This is a genomic window from Staphylococcus pasteuri (assembly GCF_003970495.1).
Classification (GTDB): domain Bacteria; phylum Bacillota; class Bacilli; order Staphylococcales; family Staphylococcaceae; genus Staphylococcus; species Staphylococcus pasteuri.
The window spans coordinates 74,512-99,315 of sequence record NZ_RXWW01000002.1 but is presented as its reverse complement, the minus strand read 5'-3'; the positions used below and the strand labels follow the sequence as shown (position 1 = coordinate 99,315).

17 protein-coding genes are annotated in these 24,804 nt (G+C 33.8%); 15 read left to right on the top strand and 2 right to left on the bottom strand.

The features are described from left to right. The 8 genes from CD121_RS00480 to gtfB form a co-directional block, all read left to right on the top strand. A partial coding sequence (locus CD121_RS00480; protein ID WP_126567259.1) for an LPXTG cell wall anchor domain-containing protein occupies positions 1-3,630 on the top strand: 3,630 nt, incomplete at its 5' end. Positions 3,631-3,748: 118 nt separating this feature from the next. Continuing rightward, entirely contained in the window at positions 3,749-4,957 is a 1,209-nt protein-coding gene (secY2, locus tag CD121_RS00475; protein ID WP_026083508.1) for an accessory Sec system protein translocase subunit SecY2, read from the top strand. A gap of 10 nt (positions 4,958-4,967) precedes the next feature. Further along, a complete protein-coding gene (gene asp1 / locus CD121_RS00470; protein WP_070451651.1) occupies positions 4,968-6,518 on the top strand; it encodes an accessory Sec system protein Asp1 in 1,551 nt (516 codons plus the stop codon). Then, complete coding sequence (gene asp2, locus CD121_RS00465; protein WP_126567256.1) at positions 6,518-8,086, top strand: accessory Sec system protein Asp2; 1,569 nt, start codon at positions 6,518-6,520, stop codon at positions 8,084-8,086. Before asp1 ends, asp2 begins: the two co-directional genes overlap by 1 nt. Next, positions 8,076-8,657 carry an accessory Sec system protein Asp3 gene (gene asp3, locus CD121_RS00460; RefSeq protein WP_126567255.1) on the top strand — a complete coding sequence of 194 codons (582 nt, stop codon included), beginning with the start codon at positions 8,076-8,078 and terminating at the stop codon, positions 8,655-8,657. The genes asp2 and asp3 overlap by 11 nt, the downstream gene beginning before the upstream one ends. A gap of 35 nt (positions 8,658-8,692) precedes the next feature. Beyond that, positions 8,693-11,083 (top strand): accessory Sec system translocase SecA2, encoded by a 2,391-nt coding sequence (gene secA2 / locus CD121_RS00455; protein WP_126567254.1) that lies wholly within the window; start codon positions 8,693-8,695, stop codon positions 11,081-11,083. A 15-nt stretch (positions 11,084-11,098) separates the two neighbouring features. Beyond that, positions 11,099-12,616 carry an accessory Sec system glycosyltransferase GtfA gene (gene gtfA, locus CD121_RS00450; RefSeq protein WP_017637756.1) on the top strand — a complete coding sequence of 506 codons (1,518 nt, stop codon included), beginning with the start codon at positions 11,099-11,101 and terminating at the stop codon, positions 12,614-12,616. Beyond that, positions 12,609-13,949 (top strand): accessory Sec system glycosylation chaperone GtfB, encoded by a 1,341-nt coding sequence (gene gtfB, locus CD121_RS00445; protein ID WP_126567253.1) that lies wholly within the window; start codon positions 12,609-12,611, stop codon positions 13,947-13,949. Before gtfA ends, gtfB begins: the two co-directional genes overlap by 8 nt. Positions 13,950-14,023: 74 nt before the next feature. Here the strand turns inward: gtfB and CD121_RS00440 are convergent, their stop codons facing one another. Beyond that, the gene (locus CD121_RS00440) at positions 14,024-14,497 is read right to left on the bottom strand and encodes an arginine repressor (protein WP_046467240.1); all 474 of its coding nucleotides are present in this window, start codon (positions 14,495-14,497) and stop codon (positions 14,024-14,026) included. Between the two features lie 418 nt (positions 14,498-14,915). Between CD121_RS00440 and arcA the strand changes: the two genes are divergently transcribed. The 5 genes from arcA to CD121_RS00415 all read left to right on the top strand — a co-directional run bounded on the left by arcA (position 14,916) and on the right by CD121_RS00415 (position 20,445). Next, positions 14,916-16,151: an arginine deiminase gene (gene arcA, locus CD121_RS00435; protein ID WP_126567252.1), complete on the top strand. Its 1,236-nt coding sequence runs from the start codon at positions 14,916-14,918 to the stop codon at positions 16,149-16,151. Positions 16,152-16,203: 52 nt separating this feature from the next. Then, positions 16,204-17,211 carry an ornithine carbamoyltransferase gene (gene argF, locus CD121_RS00430; protein ID WP_017637760.1) on the top strand — a complete coding sequence of 336 codons (1,008 nt, stop codon included), beginning with the start codon at positions 16,204-16,206 and terminating at the stop codon, positions 17,209-17,211. A gap of 108 nt (positions 17,212-17,319) precedes the next feature. Continuing rightward, complete coding sequence (arcD, locus tag CD121_RS00425) at positions 17,320-18,750, top strand: arginine-ornithine antiporter (protein ID WP_126567251.1); 1,431 nt, start codon at positions 17,320-17,322, stop codon at positions 18,748-18,750. 17 nt (positions 18,751-18,767) lie between these two features. Further along, positions 18,768-19,709: a carbamate kinase gene (gene arcC / locus CD121_RS00420; protein ID WP_126567250.1), complete on the top strand. Its 942-nt coding sequence runs from the start codon at positions 18,768-18,770 to the stop codon at positions 19,707-19,709. A 19-nt stretch (positions 19,710-19,728) separates the two neighbouring features. Next, a complete protein-coding gene (locus CD121_RS00415) occupies positions 19,729-20,445 on the top strand; it encodes a Crp/Fnr family transcriptional regulator (RefSeq protein WP_126567249.1) in 717 nt (238 codons plus the stop codon). A 148-nt stretch (positions 20,446-20,593) separates the two neighbouring features. Here CD121_RS00415 and CD121_RS00410 read toward each other — a convergent pair whose 3' ends face one another. Next, on the bottom strand, positions 20,594-22,189 hold the full coding sequence (locus CD121_RS00410) for an ABC transporter ATP-binding protein (RefSeq protein ID WP_017637764.1): 1,596 nt from the start codon (positions 22,187-22,189) through the stop codon (positions 20,594-20,596). Between the two features lie 101 nt (positions 22,190-22,290). Here CD121_RS00410 and CD121_RS00405 point away from each other — a divergent pair, with 101 nt between their 5' ends. Together CD121_RS00405 and CD121_RS00400 are read left to right on the top strand one after the other, a co-directional pair. Further along, complete coding sequence (locus CD121_RS00405; RefSeq protein ID WP_126567248.1) at positions 22,291-23,622, top strand: ABC transporter permease; 1,332 nt, start codon at positions 22,291-22,293, stop codon at positions 23,620-23,622. A 4-nt stretch (positions 23,623-23,626) separates the two neighbouring features. After that, complete coding sequence (locus CD121_RS00400) at positions 23,627-24,793, top strand: ABC transporter permease (RefSeq protein ID WP_126567247.1); 1,167 nt, start codon at positions 23,627-23,629, stop codon at positions 24,791-24,793. Positions 24,794-24,804: the final 11 nt, after the last annotated feature.

Sequence of the window (24,804 nt, the reverse complement as noted above, 5' to 3'; positions counted from 1 at the left end):
GATAGCGCAAGCACGTCTACAAGTGATTCATTGAGTACTTCTGTCTCCGATAGCACGAGCACTTCTGTAAGTGAATCAACTAGTACTAGTACATCTACTTCGCTTTCTGATAGTGCAAGCACTTCGACAAGTGACTCTACTAGTACAAGTACTTCTACGTCTGATAGTACAAGTGCTTCACTAAGTGATTCGACTAGTACATCAACATCACTCTCTGATAGTGCAAGCACGTCGACAAGTGACTCTACTAGTACAAGTACATCGACGTCCGATAGTACAAGTACTTCTCTAAGTGATTCTGCTAGTACTTCTGTCTCTGACAGCACGAGCACGTCTGTAAGTGATTCATCTAGTATGAGTACTTCTACGTCGCTTTCTGACAGTGCAAGCACGTCTACGAGTGACTCATCTAGTACAAGTACGTCTACGTCTGATAGCACAAGTACTTCTCTAAGTGATTCTACTAGTACTTCTACGTCACTCTCTGATAGTTCTAGTACGTCATTGAGTGATTCTGCTAGTACAAGCACTTCGACATCTGATAGTGCAAGTACGTCTGTAAGTAATTCTACTAGTATGTCTATTTCTGCTAGTACGAGTACGTCTGTGAGTGATTCATCTAGCATGAGTACTTCTACGTCACTTTCAGACAGTGCAAGCACATCGACAAGTGACTCAGCTAGTACAAGTACGTCGACTTCTGATAGCACAAGTACTTCTCTAAGTGATTCTGCTAGTACAAGTACTTCGCTTTCTGATAGCGCAAGTACTTCATTAAGTGATTCATCTAGTACGAGTACGTCGCTTTCTGATAGTTCTAGTACTTCTATGAGTGACTCAGCTAGTACACAAACGTCTCTTTCTACTAGTACGAACGAATCAATGAGTGAATCATCTAGCATAAGTTCTTCATTATCTAATAGTGTAAGTACTTCTACTTCAGGTAGTACTAGTACATCATTGAGTGGTTCATCTAGTACGAGTACGTCACTTTCTGACAGTTCTAGTACGTCATTGAGCGACTCATCTAGCGTGAGCACTTCTACTTCGGTTAGTACGAGCACTTCTCTAAGTGGTTCGACAAGCACGAGTACGTCGCTTTCTGATAGTTCTAGTACGTCATTGAGCAATTCATCTAGTGATAGCACTTCTATTTCAGATAGTACAAGTACTTCGTTAAGTGATTCTGCTAGTACAAGTACTTCACTTTCTGACAGTACGAGTACTTCATTGAGTGGATCAGCTAGCACAAGTACTTCTACTAGTACGAGCACTAGTACATCGCAAAGTGATTCTACTAGTACGAGCACGTCACTTTCTGACAGTACAAGCACTTCATTGAGCGGTTCGACTAGTACGAGTACGTCACTTTCTGACAGTTCTAGTACATCATTGAGCGACTCATCTAGTGATAGTGCCTCTACTTCGGATAGTACAAGTACTTCATTAAGCGATTCATCTAGTACGAGTACGTCGCTTTCTGACAGTTCTAGTACGTCGCTAAGTGGTTCATCTAGCACAAGTACTTCTACTTCGGTTAGCAAAAGCACTTCACTAAGTGATTCTACTAGCACGAGTACGTCGCTTTCTGACAGTTCTAGCACTTCTCTAAGTGGTTCAACTAGTACGAGTACGTCGCTTTCTGATAGTTCTAGTACGTCATTGAGTGAGTCTTCTAGTGATAGTGCCTCTACTTCAGATAGTACAAGTACTTCATTAAGCAGTTCTGCTAGCACGAGTACGTCACTTTCTGATAGTACAAGCACTTCTCTAAGTGGTTCGACTAGTACGAGCACGTCACTTTCTGACAGTTCTAGTACGTCATTGAGTGAATCATCTAGTGACAGTGCCTCTACTTCGGATAGTACAAGTACTTCATTGAGTGGTTCGACTAGCACGAGTACATCACTTTCTGATAGTACAAGCACTTCTCTAAGTGAATCATCTAGTACGAGCACGTCACTTTCTGACAGTTCTAGTACGTCATTGAGCGACTCATCTAGTGATAGTGCCTCTACTTCGGATAGTACAAGTACGTCATTGAGTGGTTCGACTAGCACGAGTACGTCACTTTCTGATAGTACGAGCACTTCGTTAAGTGAATCATCTAGTACGAGCACGTCACTTTCTGACAGTTCTAGTACGTCATTGAGTGGTTCAGCTAGCACGAGTACGTCACTTTCTGATAGTACAAGCACTTCGTTAAGTGAGTCATCTAGTACAAGTACTTCTACTTCGGATAGTACAAGCACGTCATTAAGCGGTTCTACTAGTACGAGCACATCACTTTCTGACAGTACGAGCACGTCATTGAGTGGTTCGACTAGTACAAGTATTTCTACTTCGGATAGTACAAGCACGTCATTGAGTGGTTCGACTAGTACAAGTATTTCTACTTCGGATAGTACAAGCACGTCATTAAGCGGTTCTACTAGCATGAGTACGTCACTTTCTGACAGTACGAGCACGTCATTGAGCGGTTCTACAAGTGCAAGTACTTCAACATCAGAGAGCACGAGCACTTCTCTAAGTGGCTCAACTAGTATGAGTACGTCACTTTCTGACAGTACAAGCACGTCATTGAGTGGTTCTACAAGTGCAAGTACTTCAACGTCTGATAGCACGAGCACTTCTCTAAGCGGTTCTACTAGCACGAGCACGTCACTTTCTGACAGTACAAGCACGTCATTGAGCGATTCTACTAGTACAAGTACGTCACTTTCTGATAGCACTAGTACTTCATTGAGTGGTTCTACTAGCACAAGTACATCGCTTTCTGGCAGCACGAGCACTTCTCTAAGTGGCTCAACTAGCACAAGTACGTCACTTTCTGATAGTTCTAGTACTTCAACTAGTATGTCTATAAGTGAAAGCTCATCTATCAGCACAAGTACGTCTAATAGCGACAGTACAAGCACTTCTGTTTCAGATAGTACTTCCACATCTAATAGTATGAGTACTTCCATAAGCGACTCTGCTAGTACAAGTACTTCGATCTCTGACAGTACATCTACGAGTGATAGTACGAGCACGTCTATAAGCGATAGTGCAAGCACTTCAACGTCTGATAGTACTTCAACATCAACATCTATAAGTCAGTCACAAAGCCATACAAATAGTACTTCATTCAGTGATTCAACAAGTGCTAGTACGTCTACGTCTGAACCAACAAGTCATAGTGATTCAACTAGCGATAGTAGATCAGCAAGCAATAGCCATAGTACGTCTGAAACACCAAGTCATAGTGACTCATTCAGTCATTCAATGAGTGGTAGTAACTCAACTAGTAGTAGCACATCAACATCTTCGTCTATTAGACCAAGTGAAAGTGCATCTACATCTCAAAGTCAAAGTATGAGTACATCAACATCAGACAGTACATCTCAATCTAACTCATCAAGCATGAGTACATCATCTAGTGAGGCAAATATCATTGATCCAACACACCAATCATCTGAAACACAACATCACAATACTAAAGATGATTCAGAAGCATTACCTAATACTGGTGAAAATGATAACCAATCTAAAGGATTATTATCTGGACTATTGTCATTGATTTTTGGTCTTGCTATATTTAGAAAATCTAGAAAAGATAAAAAAGATCGTAAAGAAGATAAAAATAACTAAGTAAAATAAAATAGAGGCGAAAGCATTATTATTTCAAAGTACTTTAATGACTACTAAATAATGAGCGCTTTTGCCTCTTTATAATCATTTTAAGAAGAGGATTATTATGGGAAATAAGATGAACTTCAAAAACATTAAAAATATTGAATATAAAATTTTATATAAACGGATTCTTTTCACCCTAATGATTATTTTCATATACATATTGGGCAGTAATATTAAAATTGCTGACATGAAATCATCACCACATTCACAAGGTTTTTTGAATCTAGCCATTTCAAATGTTGGTGGCGATATTACAACTCTAAATCTATTCTCATTAGGTTTAAGTCCATGGTTAACTACAATGATTATCATGACTTTACTCACATATAGAGATATTGAAAAAGGTCAAAAACAAACTCGCCTAGAACGTAGTTACAAAGAACGTTTTTTCACTATTTTATTAGCCATTATCCAAGGCTATTTCATTTTAAGCGAGTATATTAATAAAGGTATGATATATCATGCAAACTTTGCTTTATTGTTACTTATCCTATTAACAGGAACAATGTTACTTGTATGGTTAGCTGATCAAAATACAGTTTATGGAATTGCCGGGCCGACGCCTATTGTATTAGCAAGTATTATTAAATCTATTTTTCAAAATAAACAATTCGAGCATATTGATGGAATAACCATAATCATAGGTGGCATTATGCTTTTTATCGTACTTGTACTTTTATTATTTATAGAGTTAATTGAATATCACATGATTTATAAAGATATTATGAATATTAGTACTTCTCAAAAAGATACTTACGTTTCTTGGAAGTTAAATCCCGCTGGAAGTATCTCAATCATGTTTAACTTTTCATTATTTTTCTTAGTAGGCGTATTAGTCCATTTAGCTGGTAGATGGATAACGGGTAATGCTAAATATCGTCCTTCATTTTTGGAATTGGATAATCCATTAGGCGTTATTATTTTCATTGTGATGCTCATTGTTTTAAATTATTGTTTATCAAGAATGATGTTAAATGTGAAACGTATAGCTAAAGATTTCCAGAAAAGTGGTAACTATTTTGAAGGTATTTATCCTGGTAAAATGACCCAACATTATTTAAATCATAGAGCTAAGCGAATTAGTGCAATTGGTGCATTTGTCATTGGATTTATTATTAGTTTACCTTTAATCAGTTCGATTTTTATATCTGGTATTTCAGCACAAATTTCGATATTCACTCAATTTATTATTTTGATTTACATTACGATTAATATTGTAGAAACAATACGAACATATTTATATTTTGATAAATACAAATCATTTTTAAACAAATATTGGTAAGGAGTAAGGTATGAAATATTTTGTTCCAGCTTGGTACAACGGAGATAAATGGTGGCGTAATCTTAACCAGCCATTTTACTTAAAAAGTGCAATGATTGAATTTGATGATTCTATTAGTTTAATGTCTATGCACGAAAAAAACGACGAACCTTTCAAACTTTTACATTTAAGTTTTAACCCAAATTTGCGTTTATTTTTGCATAAATATGATTTATATGAAGCGAATGTTTGGTCACTATTTGATGAGATTCAAGATTTCGATCAACTACCATCTCGATCATTTCAATTTGAAGATTTAGAGTGGCCTGAGAATACAGAATTCTTTTATTCACCTTATTTAATACAAGCTATGAAAGATAACTATGAATCTCGCATTTATTTCAATCAAGATGGCTATCTAATAGTAGTAGATGATTATGAAAACAGTATACGTGTACGCAGATATATATTCGATGAACGTGGTTATTTAAGTGCTATACGTTATTACTCAGAAGGTAAAGAGGCATTTCAAGATTATCTAACCGCTTCTGGTGACGTGATTCTACGCGAGAATCTCGAAACAAACCATGTTGAAGTTATGTCCAACCACCAATATAAGTTCAATTCAAATTCCTATCCATCAATGGTTGAGTTAATCGAAGAACGTTTTAATGCATACTGTAATGATGAAATGAATTCGAACGATCAACTTATTGTCGCATCAAATACTTTGCATAATAAAATATTCAACACTATCAGACCTGACGTTCGTGTATGTTATTCCGTTTTTAATAAACGAAATCATACAATTGATGAATCCTTTATTCAAACTATGGCTCACAGTAATAAATGGATTGTTGATACTAAAGAAAATGAAAAAGCATTGAAAAATCTAATTACGAATCAATCATTAAGTCCTGAAATATTAAGACTCACCCCCTTCGATACTCAAACATTATCCAATCTTAGTAGTCAACTAAATGAAACTTACATTGGTCTTTGGATAGATGACATGAATGATAATGATTTACAAAACGTATTACATCATATAATTACGTATCTTAAACGCCATACATCATACAGATTAATCATTTTAACTAAAAAGGATGCTACGCAACTTGAGCAATGGTTATTGAATTTAATTAATGATGTTAACGAAAGCTATAATGAATCTGATGACAATGACCTTGCCAAATCAGAATTAGTACAAGCAAAAGAACCTGAGGAATTTGAAGAACTGATTCAAATTCAATCAGTCCCATTTGAAGAGGATTTGATTAAACTATTATCACGTCTAAGAATTGTGATAGATTTAAGTGATGAACCTAATTTATACTTACAAATTTCAAGTATCAGTGTTAGAATTCCTCAAATCAATATTCATCAAGGTAGTTATGTCATACATCTTGAAAATGGCTATATCATTCATCAATATGATGATGTTCCATTTGCATTAGATTACTTTTTAAGTACATTAAAGCATTGGAATCACGCTTACACTTATAACACTAATATGATTAATGACTTAGGATCTGGTCATATTATCCAACAACTTGATCGATTTTTAGAAGGTGAGAAATAATGCCACGAAAATTTAAAGCATTACAAATTGGTGGTTCTGATTTAGAACATTTATTTAACCATAGTCCAGAAGTATCTTGGGATTACTTTGATCCGAAGTTGTTCGAATTTGAAAGTAACTATATTGAAAGTATTGAGGAAATTGTTGAAGAGAATGGACAATTCGATCTAGTCTTTATCCAAACCAATTTAACTGATCATTTAGCTAACTTAATTAACATTGTTAGTCGTCCTTATAATACGCTTGTAGATGAAATTTATTGGCCAAGTGGATATGAAGAATTAGATTTAGTACAAAAATATCTTATCCGCCCTATTCATTACAATACAACTGATGAATTACACGATAAACTATTGTCGATTTCATTTCCTGGGCAATATGGGGATAAGGTTAGTCCTGCTCTTACCCATGTGTTTTCACCTAAACATATAAATGTGACTTACTTTGGAAATAAAGAAATACAATTCCAAGGTGATTTTGGTGACCATTTCATACCTATTCTTAATTGGCAACAAAATCTTATCTATGATAAAGATAAAGTCATAGAAGTATGGCCAGAATTTCATACTGAAGGCGATGTATCACTAGAATATACCTTTAGATTAGTATCATTTAACCCAGAAGAAGGTATACTTGAAACATTTGTACTGAGCGAAGAAGAACTTGAAACGCCATTTTATCTAAGACGAAGACCATACTCTGCTTATATTTCAACGTCTGTCAAAGCGAAAGGTAATGGCACTATTCATATTGGTGCAGTTCATAAACGTCTGTCACATATTGAATTTGGTCATCTCCTTCTAGGTAGCCAACGTTTTGTTGATGAAAAGCGAGAAGAATTCTTTTATTACTTTAATCCTGGTGATTTTAAGCCACCACTTAATGTTTATTTTAGTGGTTATCGTGAAGCAGAGGGGTTTGAAGCTTTCTACCTAATGCAACAATTAGGTGCACCCTTCTTATTAGTCAGTGATCCACGTATTCAAGGTGGCGCGTTCTATTTAGGATCTGAAACCTATGAAAAAGGTATAAAACAAGTCATTAATGATACATTAAATCAACTCGGTTTCAATAAAAGTGATTTAATCTTATCAGGATTATCCATGGGTTCTTTTGGCGCTTTATATTATGGTGCACAGTTAAATCCTAAAGGTATTAATGTCGGAAAACCATTAGTCAATGTTGGTACAATTGCGGAAAATATGAAGTTATTGCGACCTAATGATTTCGAAACGTCTTTAGATATCGCCCTATCATCTGACTACCAATTGTCTGACTCAGATGAAATAAATCATATAAAACAATTAGATAATAAATTTTGGAACATTTTTTCAAATAGTCATATTAGTGATACAACTATTGCAATCACCTATATGGAAAACGATGACTATGATCAATCTGCGTTTGAAGACTTGTTACCTATATTCAGTCAACAGAATGTCCATTTAATGAATAAAGCTGTGCCAGGACGACATAATGATGACACACCTACCGTAGTTAATTGGTTTATGAACTTTTACCATATATTACTTAAAGATCATTTTGGGAGAGACAGTCATGCAGAATAATCAAAGATTAGAAGTAAGATGGCGAAAAGTAACACGTCATACTTATCAACACGGCGCTACAATACAATTCCATGATAATTACACATATTATGAGAACCAATTGATGCCCTCAGGATTGCAAATCAATTTATGGGAACCTTCAACGTTATTTGATAAAGATGGACATCCGCCTAAACTTCCCATGTTAAAAAGGGGCTATCATTATCATATTTCGTTAAATATCGCAGCAGTTCCTGAGCATAGTGTGTATGTTATTGTGACTTTTTATTTAAAGAATGGCACTCAACTTGAACAAGTCATTATCAAAGAAGATGAAAGTGAATTTAAATATACTAATGAAGCATATAGTTATGACATTCGACTTATGAACGCAGCATGTCATCATCTTAAATTTAAAAATATTATATTAACCGAATTAGACCATGCAACCGCGATAAGTGATTCTTCAAAGGAACCTCAAGAAAATATTAATGATAAAAACAATGACAATCAGACTTTACTATCACATCAAAACGTGACATTGGTCAATCAAATTATGCGACATACTCGTATGAATAGTGATTATAATTAATCTTCGCAATATCACTAAATGAAAGGAGGATAACTATGAATCTCAATGTAAATACCGCCATTAACCATATTAGACTAAAAAAACTATACAAATTGTTGAATCAAATCAATAGCTATAGTGAAGAAATGAAGCAACTCACTGACAGCCAATTACAACAAAAAACACTAGATTTTAAACAGCGTTTAAATAGTAAACAGAATACACTCGATGATTTATTACCAGAAGCCTATGCCGTTATACGTGAAGCTTCACAACGTGTATTAGGTATGTATCATAAAGACGTCCAAGTATTAGGTGCCATTGTGATGCACCAGGGCAATATTTCTGAAATGCAAACTGGTGAAGGTAAAACATTAACAGCTACCATGCCTTTATACTTAAACGCTTTATCAGGCAATTCTGTTTTTCTTATTACAACTAATGATTACTTAGCAAAACGTGACTATTTAGAAATGAAACCATTATATGAATGGTTAGGTCTCAATGCATCATTGGGATTTATAGAGAATCCTCAAGGTCCTATATCTAACCAAGAGAAGCAAGCGTTATATAACCATGATATTATTTATACTACCAACGGAAATTTAGGGTTTGATTATTTAATCGATAACTTAGCAGATACTAAAGAAAGTAAATTTTTACCTAAATTATACTTTGGCATCATTGATGAAGTAGATTCAATTATATTAGATGCAGCTCAAACACCATTAGTCATCTCTGGTGCACCAAGAGTTCAATCTAACCTATTCGAAATAGTTAAAGCATTCGTCGCAACACTTGAAGAAGATAAAGACTTTAAAATGAAAAAGACCAAACGTGAAATTTGGTTAACTGAAGAAGGCATTGAGAAAGCAAATACTTACTTTAATGTACCAAATATATATGGAGGTCCATATTTAGATTTAGTAAGGAATATTAACCTTTCCTTACGTGCTAAATACCTGTTTGATATTAATCTAGATTATATTGTTATGGATGGCGAAATTATGCTGATCGACCGTATAACAGGTCGTATGCTACCAGGTACAAAAATGCAAGCTGGACTCAACCAAGCATTAGAGGCAAAAGAAAACTTAGATATTTCAGATGATATGAGTGTCATGGCAACTATCACCTTCCAAAATCTCTTTATGCAGTTTCAACGATTTTCAGGCATGACAGCAACTGGGAAACTAGCTGAAAAAGAATTTTTCGATTTATATTCAAAAATTGTTATCCAAATTCCAACTTCCAGACCAGTTATAAGAGAAGACTTGGCTGATAGAGTATTTGTTAATGAAGACATTAAAAATGATGCCATATTAGAAGAAGTGATTAATTATCATAAAGAACAACGACCTGTCCTTTTAATTACAAGAACTGCAGAGGCAGCAGAATACTTTTCAACTGAATTATTTAGTCGTCATATTCCAAATAACCTATTAATAGCACAAAACGTTGCTCGTGAAGCACAAATGATTGCTGAAGCAGGTCAATTAAGTGCGGTAACCGTTGCAACAAGTATGGCTGGTAGAGGTACTGATATCAAACTTTCAAAAGACGTACATGCTCTTGGTGGTCTAACCGTATTAATTAATGAACATATGGAAAATAGTCGTGTAGATAGACAATTAAGAGGACGTGCTGGACGACAAGGTGACCCAGGACAATCACAAATTTTTATCTCTTTAGATGATTACCTAGTACAACGTTGGAGTGATTCAAAATTAAAAGACAATCCAACATTAATGAAACAAGATACAGACTATCTATCTGATAGCCCTACTTTTAATAACAAAATCAAGCGCATCGTTAAAAAGGCTCAACGCATTTCTGAAGAAGAAGGAATGAAAGCACGTGAAGCTGCAAATGAATTTGAGAAAAGTATTAGTACACAACGTCAGTTAATTTATAGCGAGCGTAATCGCATATTAGAAAGTGAACATTTAGATACATTAGACTATGACAGTATTGCACGAGACGTATTCAATCATCACTTTAAAAATTATAAAAATATAACTGAAAACGACATCACCAAATATATTTATAAAAACTTAAGTTTTAGCTTTAATAAAGATGATTTTGAAATTCATAACCATGATTATGAAGCCATTATCGAGTTATTAATTTCTCAATTTAACCACCAACTAATGCTAAATAAAAATAAGATAAATGATGAGGAATTATTCCAACAATTTCTTAGAAAATCAGTACTCAAAGCGATAGATTCTGCGTGGATAGAGCAAGTAGACTACTTACAACAATTAAAATCAAACGTAAATCAACGTCAAAAAGGTCAGCGAAATTCCATTTTCGAATATCACAAAGTAGCCTTAGATTCATTCAAACAAATGGAAGATATCATTAAACATAGAATCATTAGAAATTTATGTTTAAGTATTATTGATCAACAAAAAAATAATGATTTAACAATTCATTTCCCATAGAAAGGAGGTCTATTGATGACAATATATAATATCAACTTTGGTATAGGTTGGGCGAGTAGTGGTGTTGAATATGCTCAAAGTTATCGTGCCAAAATGCTTCGCCACTTAAAAGATGATGCAAAATTCATATTTTTAGACTTTATTTCATCAGAAAACATACAAACGTTAACACAAAACTTAGGATTTAAAGATAGCGAAGTTATTTGGATGTATCAATATTTTACAGATATTCCAATCGCCCCTACGACGTATACTTTAGAACAGCTCAAACATGATATTGGAAATACCATTACACGAATTGAAGTAGATGCTCAAGGTAAAATCCAACGTCTTTATTTAGATCATCAATCACAAACTTTTGTAACTTGTTATATGAAAAATGCAAATAAACCTTATGTTGATCGTGCTGAATTTGTAGTTAATGGCATGCTTATTCGTAAAGATTTCTATAGCTATGTGCGTGTCTTTTCTGAATACTACGCACCATATGACAACTATGCGAAACTATATATGCGACAATTTTATAATGAAAATGGCACTATTGCTTATCAAGAAATCATAGATGGCGATGCGCGTTCTTATATATTTAAAGATGCACGTTTTTATAGTAAAGAATCCTTTGTTGCTTATTTTATTCAACAACTGAATTTAACTAATCAAGATATAGTAATATTAGACCGAGCCACTGACATTGGACAAGCTGTTCTACAAAATAAAGGAGAAAGTCATGTAGGTGTCGTCATACATGCTGAACATTTCAGTGATAATATCACAGATGATACTAATATATTATGGAATAACTATTATGAATATCAATTTACCAATGCAAAGTACATTGATTTCTATGTCGTTGCTACAGACCTACAAAATCAAATATTGTCTGAACAGTTTCGTCACTATACTGCAGACCGCCCTCGTATCAGAACAATACCTGTCGGAAGTCTCAATCAATTAAGTTTACCGAACGGACATCGTAAACCATACTCAATACTAACCGCTTCCCGATTAGCATCTGAAAAGCATGTGGATTGGATTGCACTCGCAGTTATTAAAGCGAAACAATCTTTTCCACAATTGGAATTTGATATATATGGTCATGGTCCTGAAAGTGATAAAATTCAAGAAATCATACATGATTATCATGCTGAAGATTTTATTCACTTACGAGGTCACGTTAATCTTGATGACATTTATTCACAATATGAATTATTTGTATCTGCTTCACAAAGTGAAGGATTTGGATTAACACTTATGGAAGCTGTTGGTTCTGGATTAGGTATGATTGGATTTAATGTTAATTATGGAAATCCAACTTTCATTGCAGATGGTCAAAATGGTTACTTACTAGACAAACCGTCTAAAGACGAGTCCATTGAGGAGATTACTGATCGTATGGCTGCTAAAATAGTTCAATACTTTAAAAATGGTCCCAAAGACCCTCATCAGAAATCATATGATATTGCTACGCCATTTGAGACCAATGAAATGATTAAAAGATGGCAACATTTAGTCGACGAGGTGCTATATGATTAATTTATTTGAATACTATAATCAACCAACACAATTATTACACCAAACATTAGAATTATCGGGTAATCAACATTTTACTATTTGTATCGAAGATGATGGATTCTTACCTGATGAAGTCACATCCCCATATCAATTCTTTGCGGCTAATCAACTTCATGATAATGATCGTCCTAAATTCTTTAACGAAGTGAGTGTTCCCCCATTTTGGGAAATTAACGGTGATGGTCAATCAGCTCAAATTAAAGATATGGGTCATATTAGAGGTGAAATCGTTTATCGTCCACACTTTAAGACAAGGATTGTTAGTCGGGTAAGATGGCTAGATGATAAAGGGCGTCTACGTTCAGAAGATCATTATACAAAGAATGGCTTTAAATTTGCGGAAACGATTTATGATTTAGCAGGAAAAGCAATATTGAAGAAATATTTAACAAGAGAAGGTAAAGAAGTGATTTATGAGAACTTTGTTACTGGAGATTATGTTTTAGATTGGCAAGGTCAATCTCATTTCTTCGCTTCAAAAGTCGAATTTATCACATACTATCTACAACAAATTCAAGTCGATTTATCAGATATTATTATTAATTCACTATCTACACCTTTCTTAGTATTACATCATATGAATACAGCTGGTAGGGGTATCTTGTTCTGGCAAGAAAATAGTCAAGGCCATGTCCCAGGAAATATGTTGTCCTTACTTGATAATACATTGCAACGTGCATTCTCTGTCATGATTCCTGACTATAAAGAATATGACACTATCGTTTCGCAACTTAATCAAGAACAAGCTTTAAGCGTATTTCAATCTGGTTATTTGTATGATTTTAATAAAACTAATCAATATTCAAATCATGCGTTAATTCTGACAAATTCTGATGATATTCCACAACTTGAGACTTTAATTATTACACATCCAAATATACAATTTCACATTGCTGCTGTGACTGAGATGTCTTCCAAATTAATGGGATTCGACCGATATCATCACGTACATCTATATCCGGCAGCTACAAAAGATATTTTTGAAGCACTATATCAACGATGTGATATTTATCTTGATATTAATCAAGGAAATGAAATTGAAAATGCTGTTACTCGTGCTTTCCATCATCAACATGTCATCTTTGCTTGGGACGAAGTGATACATCAACGTACATTTATTGCACCAGAAAATATATTCACTTTGTCTGATGTGGAAACATTAAATCAAGTATTAACTGATATCACTTCGAATAAACAACACTTTGATCAGCATCTTGCATATCAAGCGAGACATGCAAACCAATCAACAGTAGAAGATTTTACCAACACAATGCATCTTGCATTACATGAATAAATTCTAATAAATATGTTAAAGGCCACTTCTATTTCAACTAAAAATAGAAATGGCTTTTTGTATACTTATTCATTTTAAATTACATCATTATTATACGTCTCTCCAAACAATTGATAATGAACAAACGCTGCAAGTTCTGTTGATTCAACTAAGATGAGTATTGTATCATTGCCTCCCACTGTTCCTAACACTTCATTTAAATTCATTTGATCAATATAAAAATTCACACTTTGTGCAAATCCGGGAGACGTTTTAATAATAAGATAATTATCTTTAATCGTTACCTTCTCAATTTCTTCTTTATATAAGTTAATAAGTTTTGTTTTTGCTTCATTTTGAGCATTATCATTAAATTTACGATAATAACGCTCATTATTTGCAGAAGGCATTTTATAGATTTTCAACTCATTTAAATCTCTTCCAATCGTTGCCACACTATATTTAATACCAAAATGTTTATCGATATAATCTACAATTTCAGCTTTCGAATGAATGTCATTGTCCTTAACGATTGTTGATATTAAATCTAATCGTTTACTTTTTTTCATATTTTATACTCCTTTATCTGCATATTTTATAAAATACAGACAAAATACGTCCCAATTACCATAACAAATTTCCCTTCAATGATATGTGAAGTTTTTCTCATAATTAACATTTATTATAAACTTTTTTATAACAATATTGAAAATGTTTATTAAAATGTATAATTAATTACTCTCTCATGACTATAAATACATTCAAACGAATAAAAAATAATATTATATTAATCACGCTATATAATATTAATCGAATATACATGTACATATAGGTTTTATGCGTAAATAATGCATAATTTATCATCATATTGCATTGAATAAATATTTTATATGAAGTTTTAGACATTAACTTTGTGAATTTTTTCTCAAGATATTACTTGAAAGCGCTTTATACTCTAGGTGTATTAAATCAAAGGAGGAAATAACAATGGAAACAGGACCTATCCACGTAAACAGTGAAATCGGCAAATTAAAAACGGTATTACTTAAACGACCAGGTAAAGAACTTGAGAATTTAGTACCTGATCATCTAAGTGGATTGTTATTTGACGATATTCCTTATTTGAAAGTTGCTCAAGAAGAACACGACCGTTTTGCACAAGTATTAAAAGACGAAGGTGTTGAAGTTGTCTATTTAGAAGATTTAGCTGCTGAAGCAATCGCAGATAAATCTGTACGTGAACAATTCATTGACGATATTTTAAAAGAATCTCAAAAGACGGTACTTGGCCATGAGAATGAAATCAAAGAATTATTCGCTAACTTAAATGATAAAGAACTTGTAGAAAAGGTAATGGCTGGTGTACGTAAAGAAGAAATTCAACTTGAAACAAACCACCTAGTAGAATACATGGACGATCGTTATCCTTTCTATCTAGATCCAATGCCAAACCTTTACTTCACTAGAGACCCTCAAGCTTCTGTTGGTAGAGGAATGACAATTAACCGTATGTACTGGCGAGCACGTCGTCGTGAATCTATCTTTATGACATACATCTTGAAATATCATCCTCGATTCAAAAATGATGATGTTCCTGTCTGGTTAGATAGAAACTCTCCTTTCAATATTGAAGGTGGAGACGAATTAATCTTGTCTAAAGACGTCCTTGCAATAGGTATTTCAGAACGTACTTCTGCACAAGCTATTGAACGATTATCTAGACAAATTTTGTTTGATGACAAATCTACATTTACTAAAGTACTTGCCATTGAAATTCCAAATAGTCGTACATTCATGCACTTAGACACTGTCTTTACAATGATTGATTATGACAAATTTACAATGCATGCCGCTATCTTCAAAGAAGAAGATAATATGAACATCTTCACAATTGAAAAGGATGAACAAGGCAAAGACATTAAAATCTCACATTCTAGCAAATTAAAAGAAACATTAGAAAATGCATTAAACATCGATAATATTGAATTTATTCCAACTGGTAATGGAGATGTTATTGATGGCGCACGTGAGCAATGGAACGATGGTTCTAATACGTTAACTATTCGCCCAGGTGTAGTTGTCACATATGACAGAAACTATGTATCTAATCAATTATTACGAGACAAAGGTATTAAAGTAATCGAAATTACTGGTAGTGAACTAGTTCGAGGACGTGGAGGCCCAAGATGTATGAGCCAACCACTTTATAGAGAAGACATTTAACCAAACCAATATAAACGATTTACTAAACTTTTAAAGAAATGAGGAATGAATCATGTCAGAAATTCAACAACCACTTAACTTAAAAGGTAGACATTTATTAAAAGAAGACGATTTTACTAAGAAAGAATTTAGCGATTTAATCGACTTTGCAATTACTTTAAAAGATTATAAGAAACAAGGTATTCAACATCGATATTTAGACGGCAAAAATATTGCACTTCTATTTGAAAAAAATTCTACACGTACTCGTGCAGCATTCACTGTAGCATCAATCGACCTAGGTGCACATCCAGAATTTTTAGGAAAAAATGATATTCAATTAGGTAAAAAAGAATCAGTTGAAGATACTGCCAAAGTATTAGGTAGAATGTTCGACGGTATTGAATTCCGTGGTTTCTCACAAGATATGGTAGAAGATTTAGCAAAATATTCTGGCGTCCCTGTTTGGAATGGTTTAACTGACGCATGGCATCCAACTCAAATGTTAGCAGACTATATGACAGTTAAAGAAAACTTCGGTCATTTAGATGGAATTAAATTAACATATGTCGGTGACGGACGTAATAATGTAGCAAACTCACTATTAGTAGCAGGTCCAATGCTAGGTGTAGATGTAACTATTTGCTCACCAAAAGAACTCTTCCCTTCTCAAGACTACGTTGATATTGCTGAGAGACGTGCTAAACAAGACGGAGGTTCTGTAACAATTACAGATAATATTGATGAAGGCGTTAAAGATGCAGACGTTATCTATACAGATGTATGGGTATCTATGGGTGAAGAAAGTGAATTTGAATCACGTATTAACTTATTAAAAGATTATCAAGTCAATAAAGCAATGTTCGATAAAACTGGTAAAGACAGTACTATATTCTTACATTGTTTACCAGCTTTCCATGATACAAATACAACTTACGGTCAACAAATTAAAGATGACTATGGTTTATCTGAAATGGAAGTCACTGATGAAATCTTTAGAAGTAAACATTCTAAAGTATTTGATCAAGCTGAAAACCGTATGCATACCATTAAAGCTGTAATGGCTGCTACGCTTGGATAGTTAGCAAAAAAGTACATGCAGGTTTAGTTAAGATATCCTCATATCACTATACATCCAAATACGTATCACTAACTGAACCTGCTTAATTATTCAAAGGAGAAATGACACATGAGCGAATCAGATACAAATAAACTAAGTAAAACCTCCTTGATTGGCCTCGTCATTGGTTCAATGATTGGTGGCGGTGCATTTAACATTATCTCTGACATGGGTAACCAAGCAGGTGGTTTAGCTATTATTATCGGTTGGATCATTACTGCAATTGGTATGATTTCCCTAGCCTTTGTCTTTCAAAATCTAACAAATGAAAGACAAGATTTAGATGGTGGTATTTATAGTTATGCACAAGCTGGGTTCGGTGATTTTATTGGATTTTCAAGTGCTTGGGGCTATTGGTTTGCAGCATTTCTAGGTAACGTTGCTTATGCCACATTATTAATGTCAGCAGTCGGTAACTTCTTCCCTATTTTCAAAGGCGGAAATACACTCCCAAGTATTATCGTAGCTTCTGTCTTATTATGGGGTGTTCATTACCTTATTTTAAAAGGAGTAGAAACAGCTGCCTTTATCAATAGTATTGTTACTGTAGCTAAATTAATCCCTATCTTACTTGTCATTGTATGTATGATAGCAGTCTTCAACTTTGACACATTTAAAGCAGGTTTATTCGGTATGACATCTGGAGATACTGGTATGTTCAGTTGGGGTGATACTTTAGGCCAAGTGAAAAGTACCATGCTTGTAACTGTATGGGGCTTCACAGGTATAGAAGGTGCGGTTGTCTTTTCAAGTCGTGCTAAAAGTAAAAAAGACGTTGGTACTGCTACCGTTATTGGCTTAATTTCAGTATTAGTCATCTATTTCTTAATGACAGTACTAGCACAAGGTGTTATACAACAAAACCACATTTCTGAGTTATCTAACCCATCAATGGCAGCAGTATTAGAACATATTGTCGGACATTGGGGATCTGTGCTAGTCAATATAGGATTAATTATTTCAGTTCTAGGTGCATGGCTAGGATGGACATTATTAGCTGGAGAGTTACCATTTGTAGTTGCCAAAGATGGACTATTTCCTAAATGGTTTGCTAAGGAAAACAAAAATAAAGCACCTGTTAACTCTTTATTAATCACAAATATACTAGTACAAATTTTCTTAATCAGTATGTTGTTTACAGAAAGTGCATATCAATTTGCCTTTTCATTGGCATCTAGTGCCATTCTTATACCATATATGTTTAGTGCTTTCTATCAAGTTAAATACACATACTTAACTAAGGATCGTGCTACAACAAAACAATGGGTAATCGGTATTATATCTTCTATTTATGCGATTTGGTTGATTTATGCTGCGGGAATAGACTACTTATTATTAACCATGTTGCTCTATATTCCTGGACTGTTCGTTTACCAAACCGTTCAAAAAAATAATAAAAAACCTTTAACAAAATTAGATTATATATTCTTTGTATTAATCACAATTCTAGCAATCATCGGTATTATCAGATTAATAACTGGTGCCGTAGATGTATTCTAAGTAAGGAGTGAAACTTTATGGACAACAAAATTGTCATTGCCTTAGGTGGAAATGCCATTCAAACTGACGATGGTTCCGCTGATGCACAAAGAAAAGCAATACGTTCAACAATGCAAGCGCTCAAATCTTTATTCAATACAGACGCTGATATTGTTATATCACATGGTAATGGACCACAAATTGGTAGTATGTTAATTCAACAGGCTAAAGCTGATAGTCCGCAAACACCTGCCATGCCACTTGATGTTTGTGGATCTATGACACAAGGTATGATTGGTTTTTGGATAGAAACTGAAGTAAACAGAGTGCTTTCAGAGATTAATAGTCCTAGACGCGCAGGTACTGTCATTACGCGTGTAGAAATTGATGAACATGATCCTCGTATGTCTAATCCTACTAAACCAATAGGACCATTTTACACTAAAGAAGAAGCTGACCAACTACAAAAAGACAATCCAGAATCAACATATAAAGAAGATGCTGGACGTGGCTACCGTAAAGTGGTACCTTCACCTTTGCCAGTGTCTATTTTAGAGCATCAACTCATTAGTACATTAGTAGAAAATCAAAACATCATCATTGCATGTGGTGGCGGCGGCATTCCAGTTATTAAGCGAAATGACACATATGAAGGTGTGGAAGCTGTAATAGATAAAGATTTTGCCAGCGAACGCTTAGCACAACTCATCGATGCTAATACGCTAATGATATTAACGAACGTAGAAAATGTTTATATCAACTATAATCAACCTAACCAAGAGGCATTAACACAAGTTAATGTAGAAACTTTAAAAGACTATGCTAAAGCAGGTAAATTTGCTGAAGGCTCTATGCTCCCTAAAATTGAAGCAGCAATTGATTTTGTTGAAAGCGGTGAAGGCCGACGTGCGATTATTACTAATTTAGAACATGCTTATGACGCTTTCAAAGGACAAGTTGGCACACAAATCAAGCATTAATCACTAAGGTGGTGCGTTTATGACAATCAACCAATCTAGAAACACAACAATCGACAATTCATTAATCACAAATCGTAGTGAGCAGTGTCTTGAGCGTTTAGCCGCATTTATAAACATCCCTGCCGTAGCTCTACAACCGTATAAAAATGAATGCATTGTTAGGCAATACAATAAAGGACAAGTTATTTACTATTCTTCTGACGAATTAACTCATGTATATTATCTCATCGACGGTTATATACTAAGAGAACATTTTAATATGAATGGTGATGTATACAGACTCTTAAATAAAGATGATCAATTGTTCCCCATGCACAATTTATTTCAAGACAAAACAACTAATGAAATGTGTACTGCTATCACAGACTGTATTATGATTGCCATTCCTATTGAATTTCTCGAATACCTTTGTAGAAATAACGATAAAGTGTTTATTAGAATCTATCAATTGTTATGTGACAACCAAAGACAACAAATTGAATATCATATGGCTTTAAGTTCTAAAAGTGCAAAAGCACGCGTGACTAAGCTATTAATCTACTTATGTCACATGATTGGTTATGATAACGATGAATTTTATGAAATCAAATCATTTTTAACAATTCAAATGATTAGTGATCTTGCTAGCATTTCACGTGAAACAACTGGACATATTATTCAAGAATTAAAAGAACACAATGTTTTACTTAAGCATCATAAAAATTGGATTATAAGCAAACAAATTTCAGAGTTGTAATTTTATTCCCATGAATTCATACTTTATCCCATTTATACGTAACAATGATTCAATATGACCTCCTGTTAAATTAAATGATTGTTATAAGTAAAGCACGCCTCGGTCAGAATTAGCTGAACCGAGTCGTGCCTTTAATTTTTATCTTAACTTATCGATGAGGTATCACTGGAACGTGTGATATTAAATTTCTAGTATATGTCTCTTGTGGTCTTTCAATAATACTTTCAACATCATTTACTTCTACAATTGTTCCATATTGCATAACTGCAACACGATCACACATGTCTTTAATTACACCCATATCATGTGTAATAAATATATATGTCATTCCTAAATCATCTTGAAGTTGTTTCAATAATTGAATGATATCCTTTTGTATTGAAACATCTAATGCAGACACCGCTTCATCGCAGATTAATAATTTAGGTTTAATGGCAATGGCACGTGCAATACTAACACGCTGACGTTGGCCACCCGATAATTCATGTGGATATCGATATAAGAAACTTTCATCTAACCCTACACGTGTTAATAAACGTTTCACTTCTTTAACTAATGCTTCATGTGTTGTGACAAATCGATATAATTTTAAAGGACGACCGATAATATCTATAACTTTAAATTTAGGATTAATAGAGGAATAAGGATCTTGAAAAATCATTTGTATATCCTTACGCAAAGACTTCATTTCTTTAGCAGAAAATAAATTTAACGGCAAGTCTTGATACCAAATCATTCCTTCAGAAACATTGTTTAAACCAACTAATGCTTTAGCTAAACTAGACTTCCCTGAGCCAGACTCACCTACAATTCCTAATGATTCCCCTTCTTTAATTTCAAGATCAATATTTTTTACTGCTCTAAATTCATTGCCATTACTCTTAATATAATCGACACTTACATTTTCGATTTTCAACAATGTTTGATCACTTATCGTTCTAGGTTGTTTAGGTGCGTGCAAATCCGGAATGGCATTAATAAGACGTCGCGTATAGTCAGATTTTGGATTTTTGAAAATAGTTTTGACATCACCAGTTTCAACAACTCTGCCCTCTTTCATAACAATCATTTCATCGCAAAATTGATACACAATACCTAAATCATGCGTAATAAATAAAATAGACGTTTCGATATGTTTATATAATCGCTTCATTAATTCTAAAAGTTGATTTTGTGTGCTAACGTCAAGTGCTGTTGTTGGTTCATCTGCAATTAAGATTTGTGGCTCTAATACTAATGCCATTGCAATCATGACACGTTGGCGCATCCCACCAGAAAATTCATATGGATAAGCATGTAATTTATCTTGAGCATTTCTAATGCCTACACTTTCTAAAATATCAATTGTCATTGCTTTCGCGCGTTTTCTATCAATATTACGATGCTTTAAAATCACTTCCATAATTTGACTACCTATTGTCATTCTGGGATTGAGCGATGATAAAGGATCTTGAAATATCATGGCAATATCTTTTCCTCGTATACCTTGAAATGCTTTATTAGAAAGATTTAATAAATTTTTCCCATTAAATTTAATTTCCCCAGTTAAAGTGTGCTGAGGATAATCAGGTAATAATCCCATAATCGATTTAGCTGTAATACTCTTTCCAGAGCCTGATTCACCCACAATAGCTAACACTTTCTTTTTATCTAATTTAAAACTTACGTCTTGAACTGCTTTAACGGAATGTTGTTCATATTCGAATGATACTCCAAGGTGTTTAACTTCTAAAAAAGATGACATAATCATTCCTCCCTATTCACAAATTACAATTTTTATTCTATAATACTTTTATTATATATCATAGTAATTTAATCAAGATTATTTTTCAAGGAGTGATGCCCATGTCAAATTATCGAAAAGTCTTTTTAGTTCTTTATAATAAAGGACTTTATAAAATGATTTTTTCAATTCTTAGTCTTCCGATATTTTTGTATGCTAGTTTAGTTTATTTGTTAAAACACCATCAAAAAACAACATTAGTGCAAATTCAAGACGAATATAAATTAGAACAAGCACTAAAGAAAAAATATCAATTTCTAAATCGGCGTAAATCTCGAGCGCAACTCCAGAAAGAAGCTAGAAATATTTATCACAGCCATCATCGCCGTGATAATCAATATACTGCAACTGATTTTCCCACTTTATATACAAACATCTTATTCGGAAAATTTCCCATTATAAAAATAATTTTAGCTTTACCATTGTTTATTGTGTTGTCTTTTTATCTCAATCCAATCGTACGTTATATTTTCGAACGCATAATTATGACGCTAGTTGTCATTATTGGTGTAGTCATTGTTGTTTTTACAATACTATATTTATCACCTTTAGATGCGGCATATAGTATTTTAGGACCTAATGCGACAAAAGAACAATTTGCAAAATTTAATCAACTACATCATTTAAACGATCCATATCTTATTCAGTTATGGGAAACGATACAAGGTGTATTTACATTTGATTTAGGTACTACCTTTAAAGGTAATGAAGTTGTTTCTGATGCTGTAGGATCTAGAATACCTATTACATTAACAATATCTGTGTTGGCATTAATTGTAGCGCTAGTCATTGCTATACCTATTGGGATTATTAGTGCATTTAAACGTAATAGTTGGATTGATATTACGTTGATGATTATCGCTTTAATTGGATTATCTATTCCTAACTTTTGGCAAGGATTACTGTTCATTTTAGCTTTTTCACTTAGGTTAGATATTTTACCACCATCGTATGTTCCCAATGATCCTTTATCGCTAATATTACCTGTACTAGTCATTGGTACTGCAATTGCTGCATCTATTACGAGAATGACACGTTCATCTGTATTAGAAGTGATGCGCAATGATTATGTGATGACTGCATATGCTAAAGGTATTTCTAAATCTCAAGTTGTCATAAAGCATATTTTAAAAAATGCACTCATCCCTATTGTGACACTTATTGGAATATTATTTGTAGAATTGTTAGGCGGATCAGCAGTAACTGAACAAGTATTCAATATTAATGGAATAGGTCGATACATTGTTCAAAAGCAATTTGTGCCAGATATCCCAGCAGTTATGGGTGGTGTTATTTACATTTCAATTGTCATTTCACTCATCAACTTAGTTATAGATATTTTCTATGTCATGATTGACCCTCAACTTCGTGAAGAAATTAAGGAAAGGGTGTAATTATATGCCACAAATTTCAATAACAAAACTCAGTTCACTACAACTGTTTACCATTTCTGCAGTTTCTGTATTTGTATTAACTTTTGTCACTACTTTGCTCAATTTATTCAAAGGTAATGTTTCAAATACGTTTTACATTGCACAGTTGATATTAATTATTTTGACGCTCGTAGTGGCTGCTATTGGATTTTCAGAAAGTAAAATAAAATCTCATAAAGTATATCGTTGGCTTACCTATGTCGTTCTCATATTAACGACAATTACCGGTAATCTATTCACATTGTTAATGTTCGTGAGTCTATTCCGTTACGAACATACATCAAAATACAATATATACAATAGTTGGGAAGCGTTTATAAGCAAGATTAAACAACATAAAGTCGCTTTAGTGAGTTTTGCTTTATTAACTTATCTTCTAACATTGTCAATTACTGGTATTTACACATTTAATACTTCTTTAGCAACCCAAAACCAATTCAATGAATTATTAAAAGGTCCAAGCTTAGCTCACCCTTTTGGAACTGATGATTTTGGTCGTGATTTATTTACTAGACTCGTGGTGGGTACTAAATTAACTTATTTTATTTCAATCACATCAGTAGTAATTTCAGTTCTGTTCGGTGTCCTTTTTGGTATGATTGCAGGCTACTTTACTAAAGTGGACAATACGGTGATGCGCATACTTGATATTATTTTTGCGATACCAACATTATTATTAGCAGTTGCGATTATCGCATCGTTTGGCGCTAGTACATTAACATTAATCATTGCTTTAAGTATTGGTAATATACCTTCCTTTGCTCGAACTATGAGAGCAAATGTACTCGAAATCAAACGACAGGAATATATACAAGCAGCTCAAATTACCGGAGAAAGTCATCGTCGTATTTTATGGAGTTACATCTTACCTAATACTCTCGCACCTATGATTGTCAGATTTTCATTAAATATAGGTGTCGTTGTACTAACTACAAGTGGCTTGAGTTTCTTGGGATTAGGTGTAGCACCAAATGTTCCTGAATGGGGAAACATACTCAGAACTGGAAGTAACTTTTTAGAAACGCACAGCAATTTAGCCATATTTCCTGGGTTATGCATCATGTTACTTGTCCTCGCATTTAATTTTATTGGGGATGCTGTCCGTGATGCACTTGATCCGAAGATTCAATAAGATAGGATGAT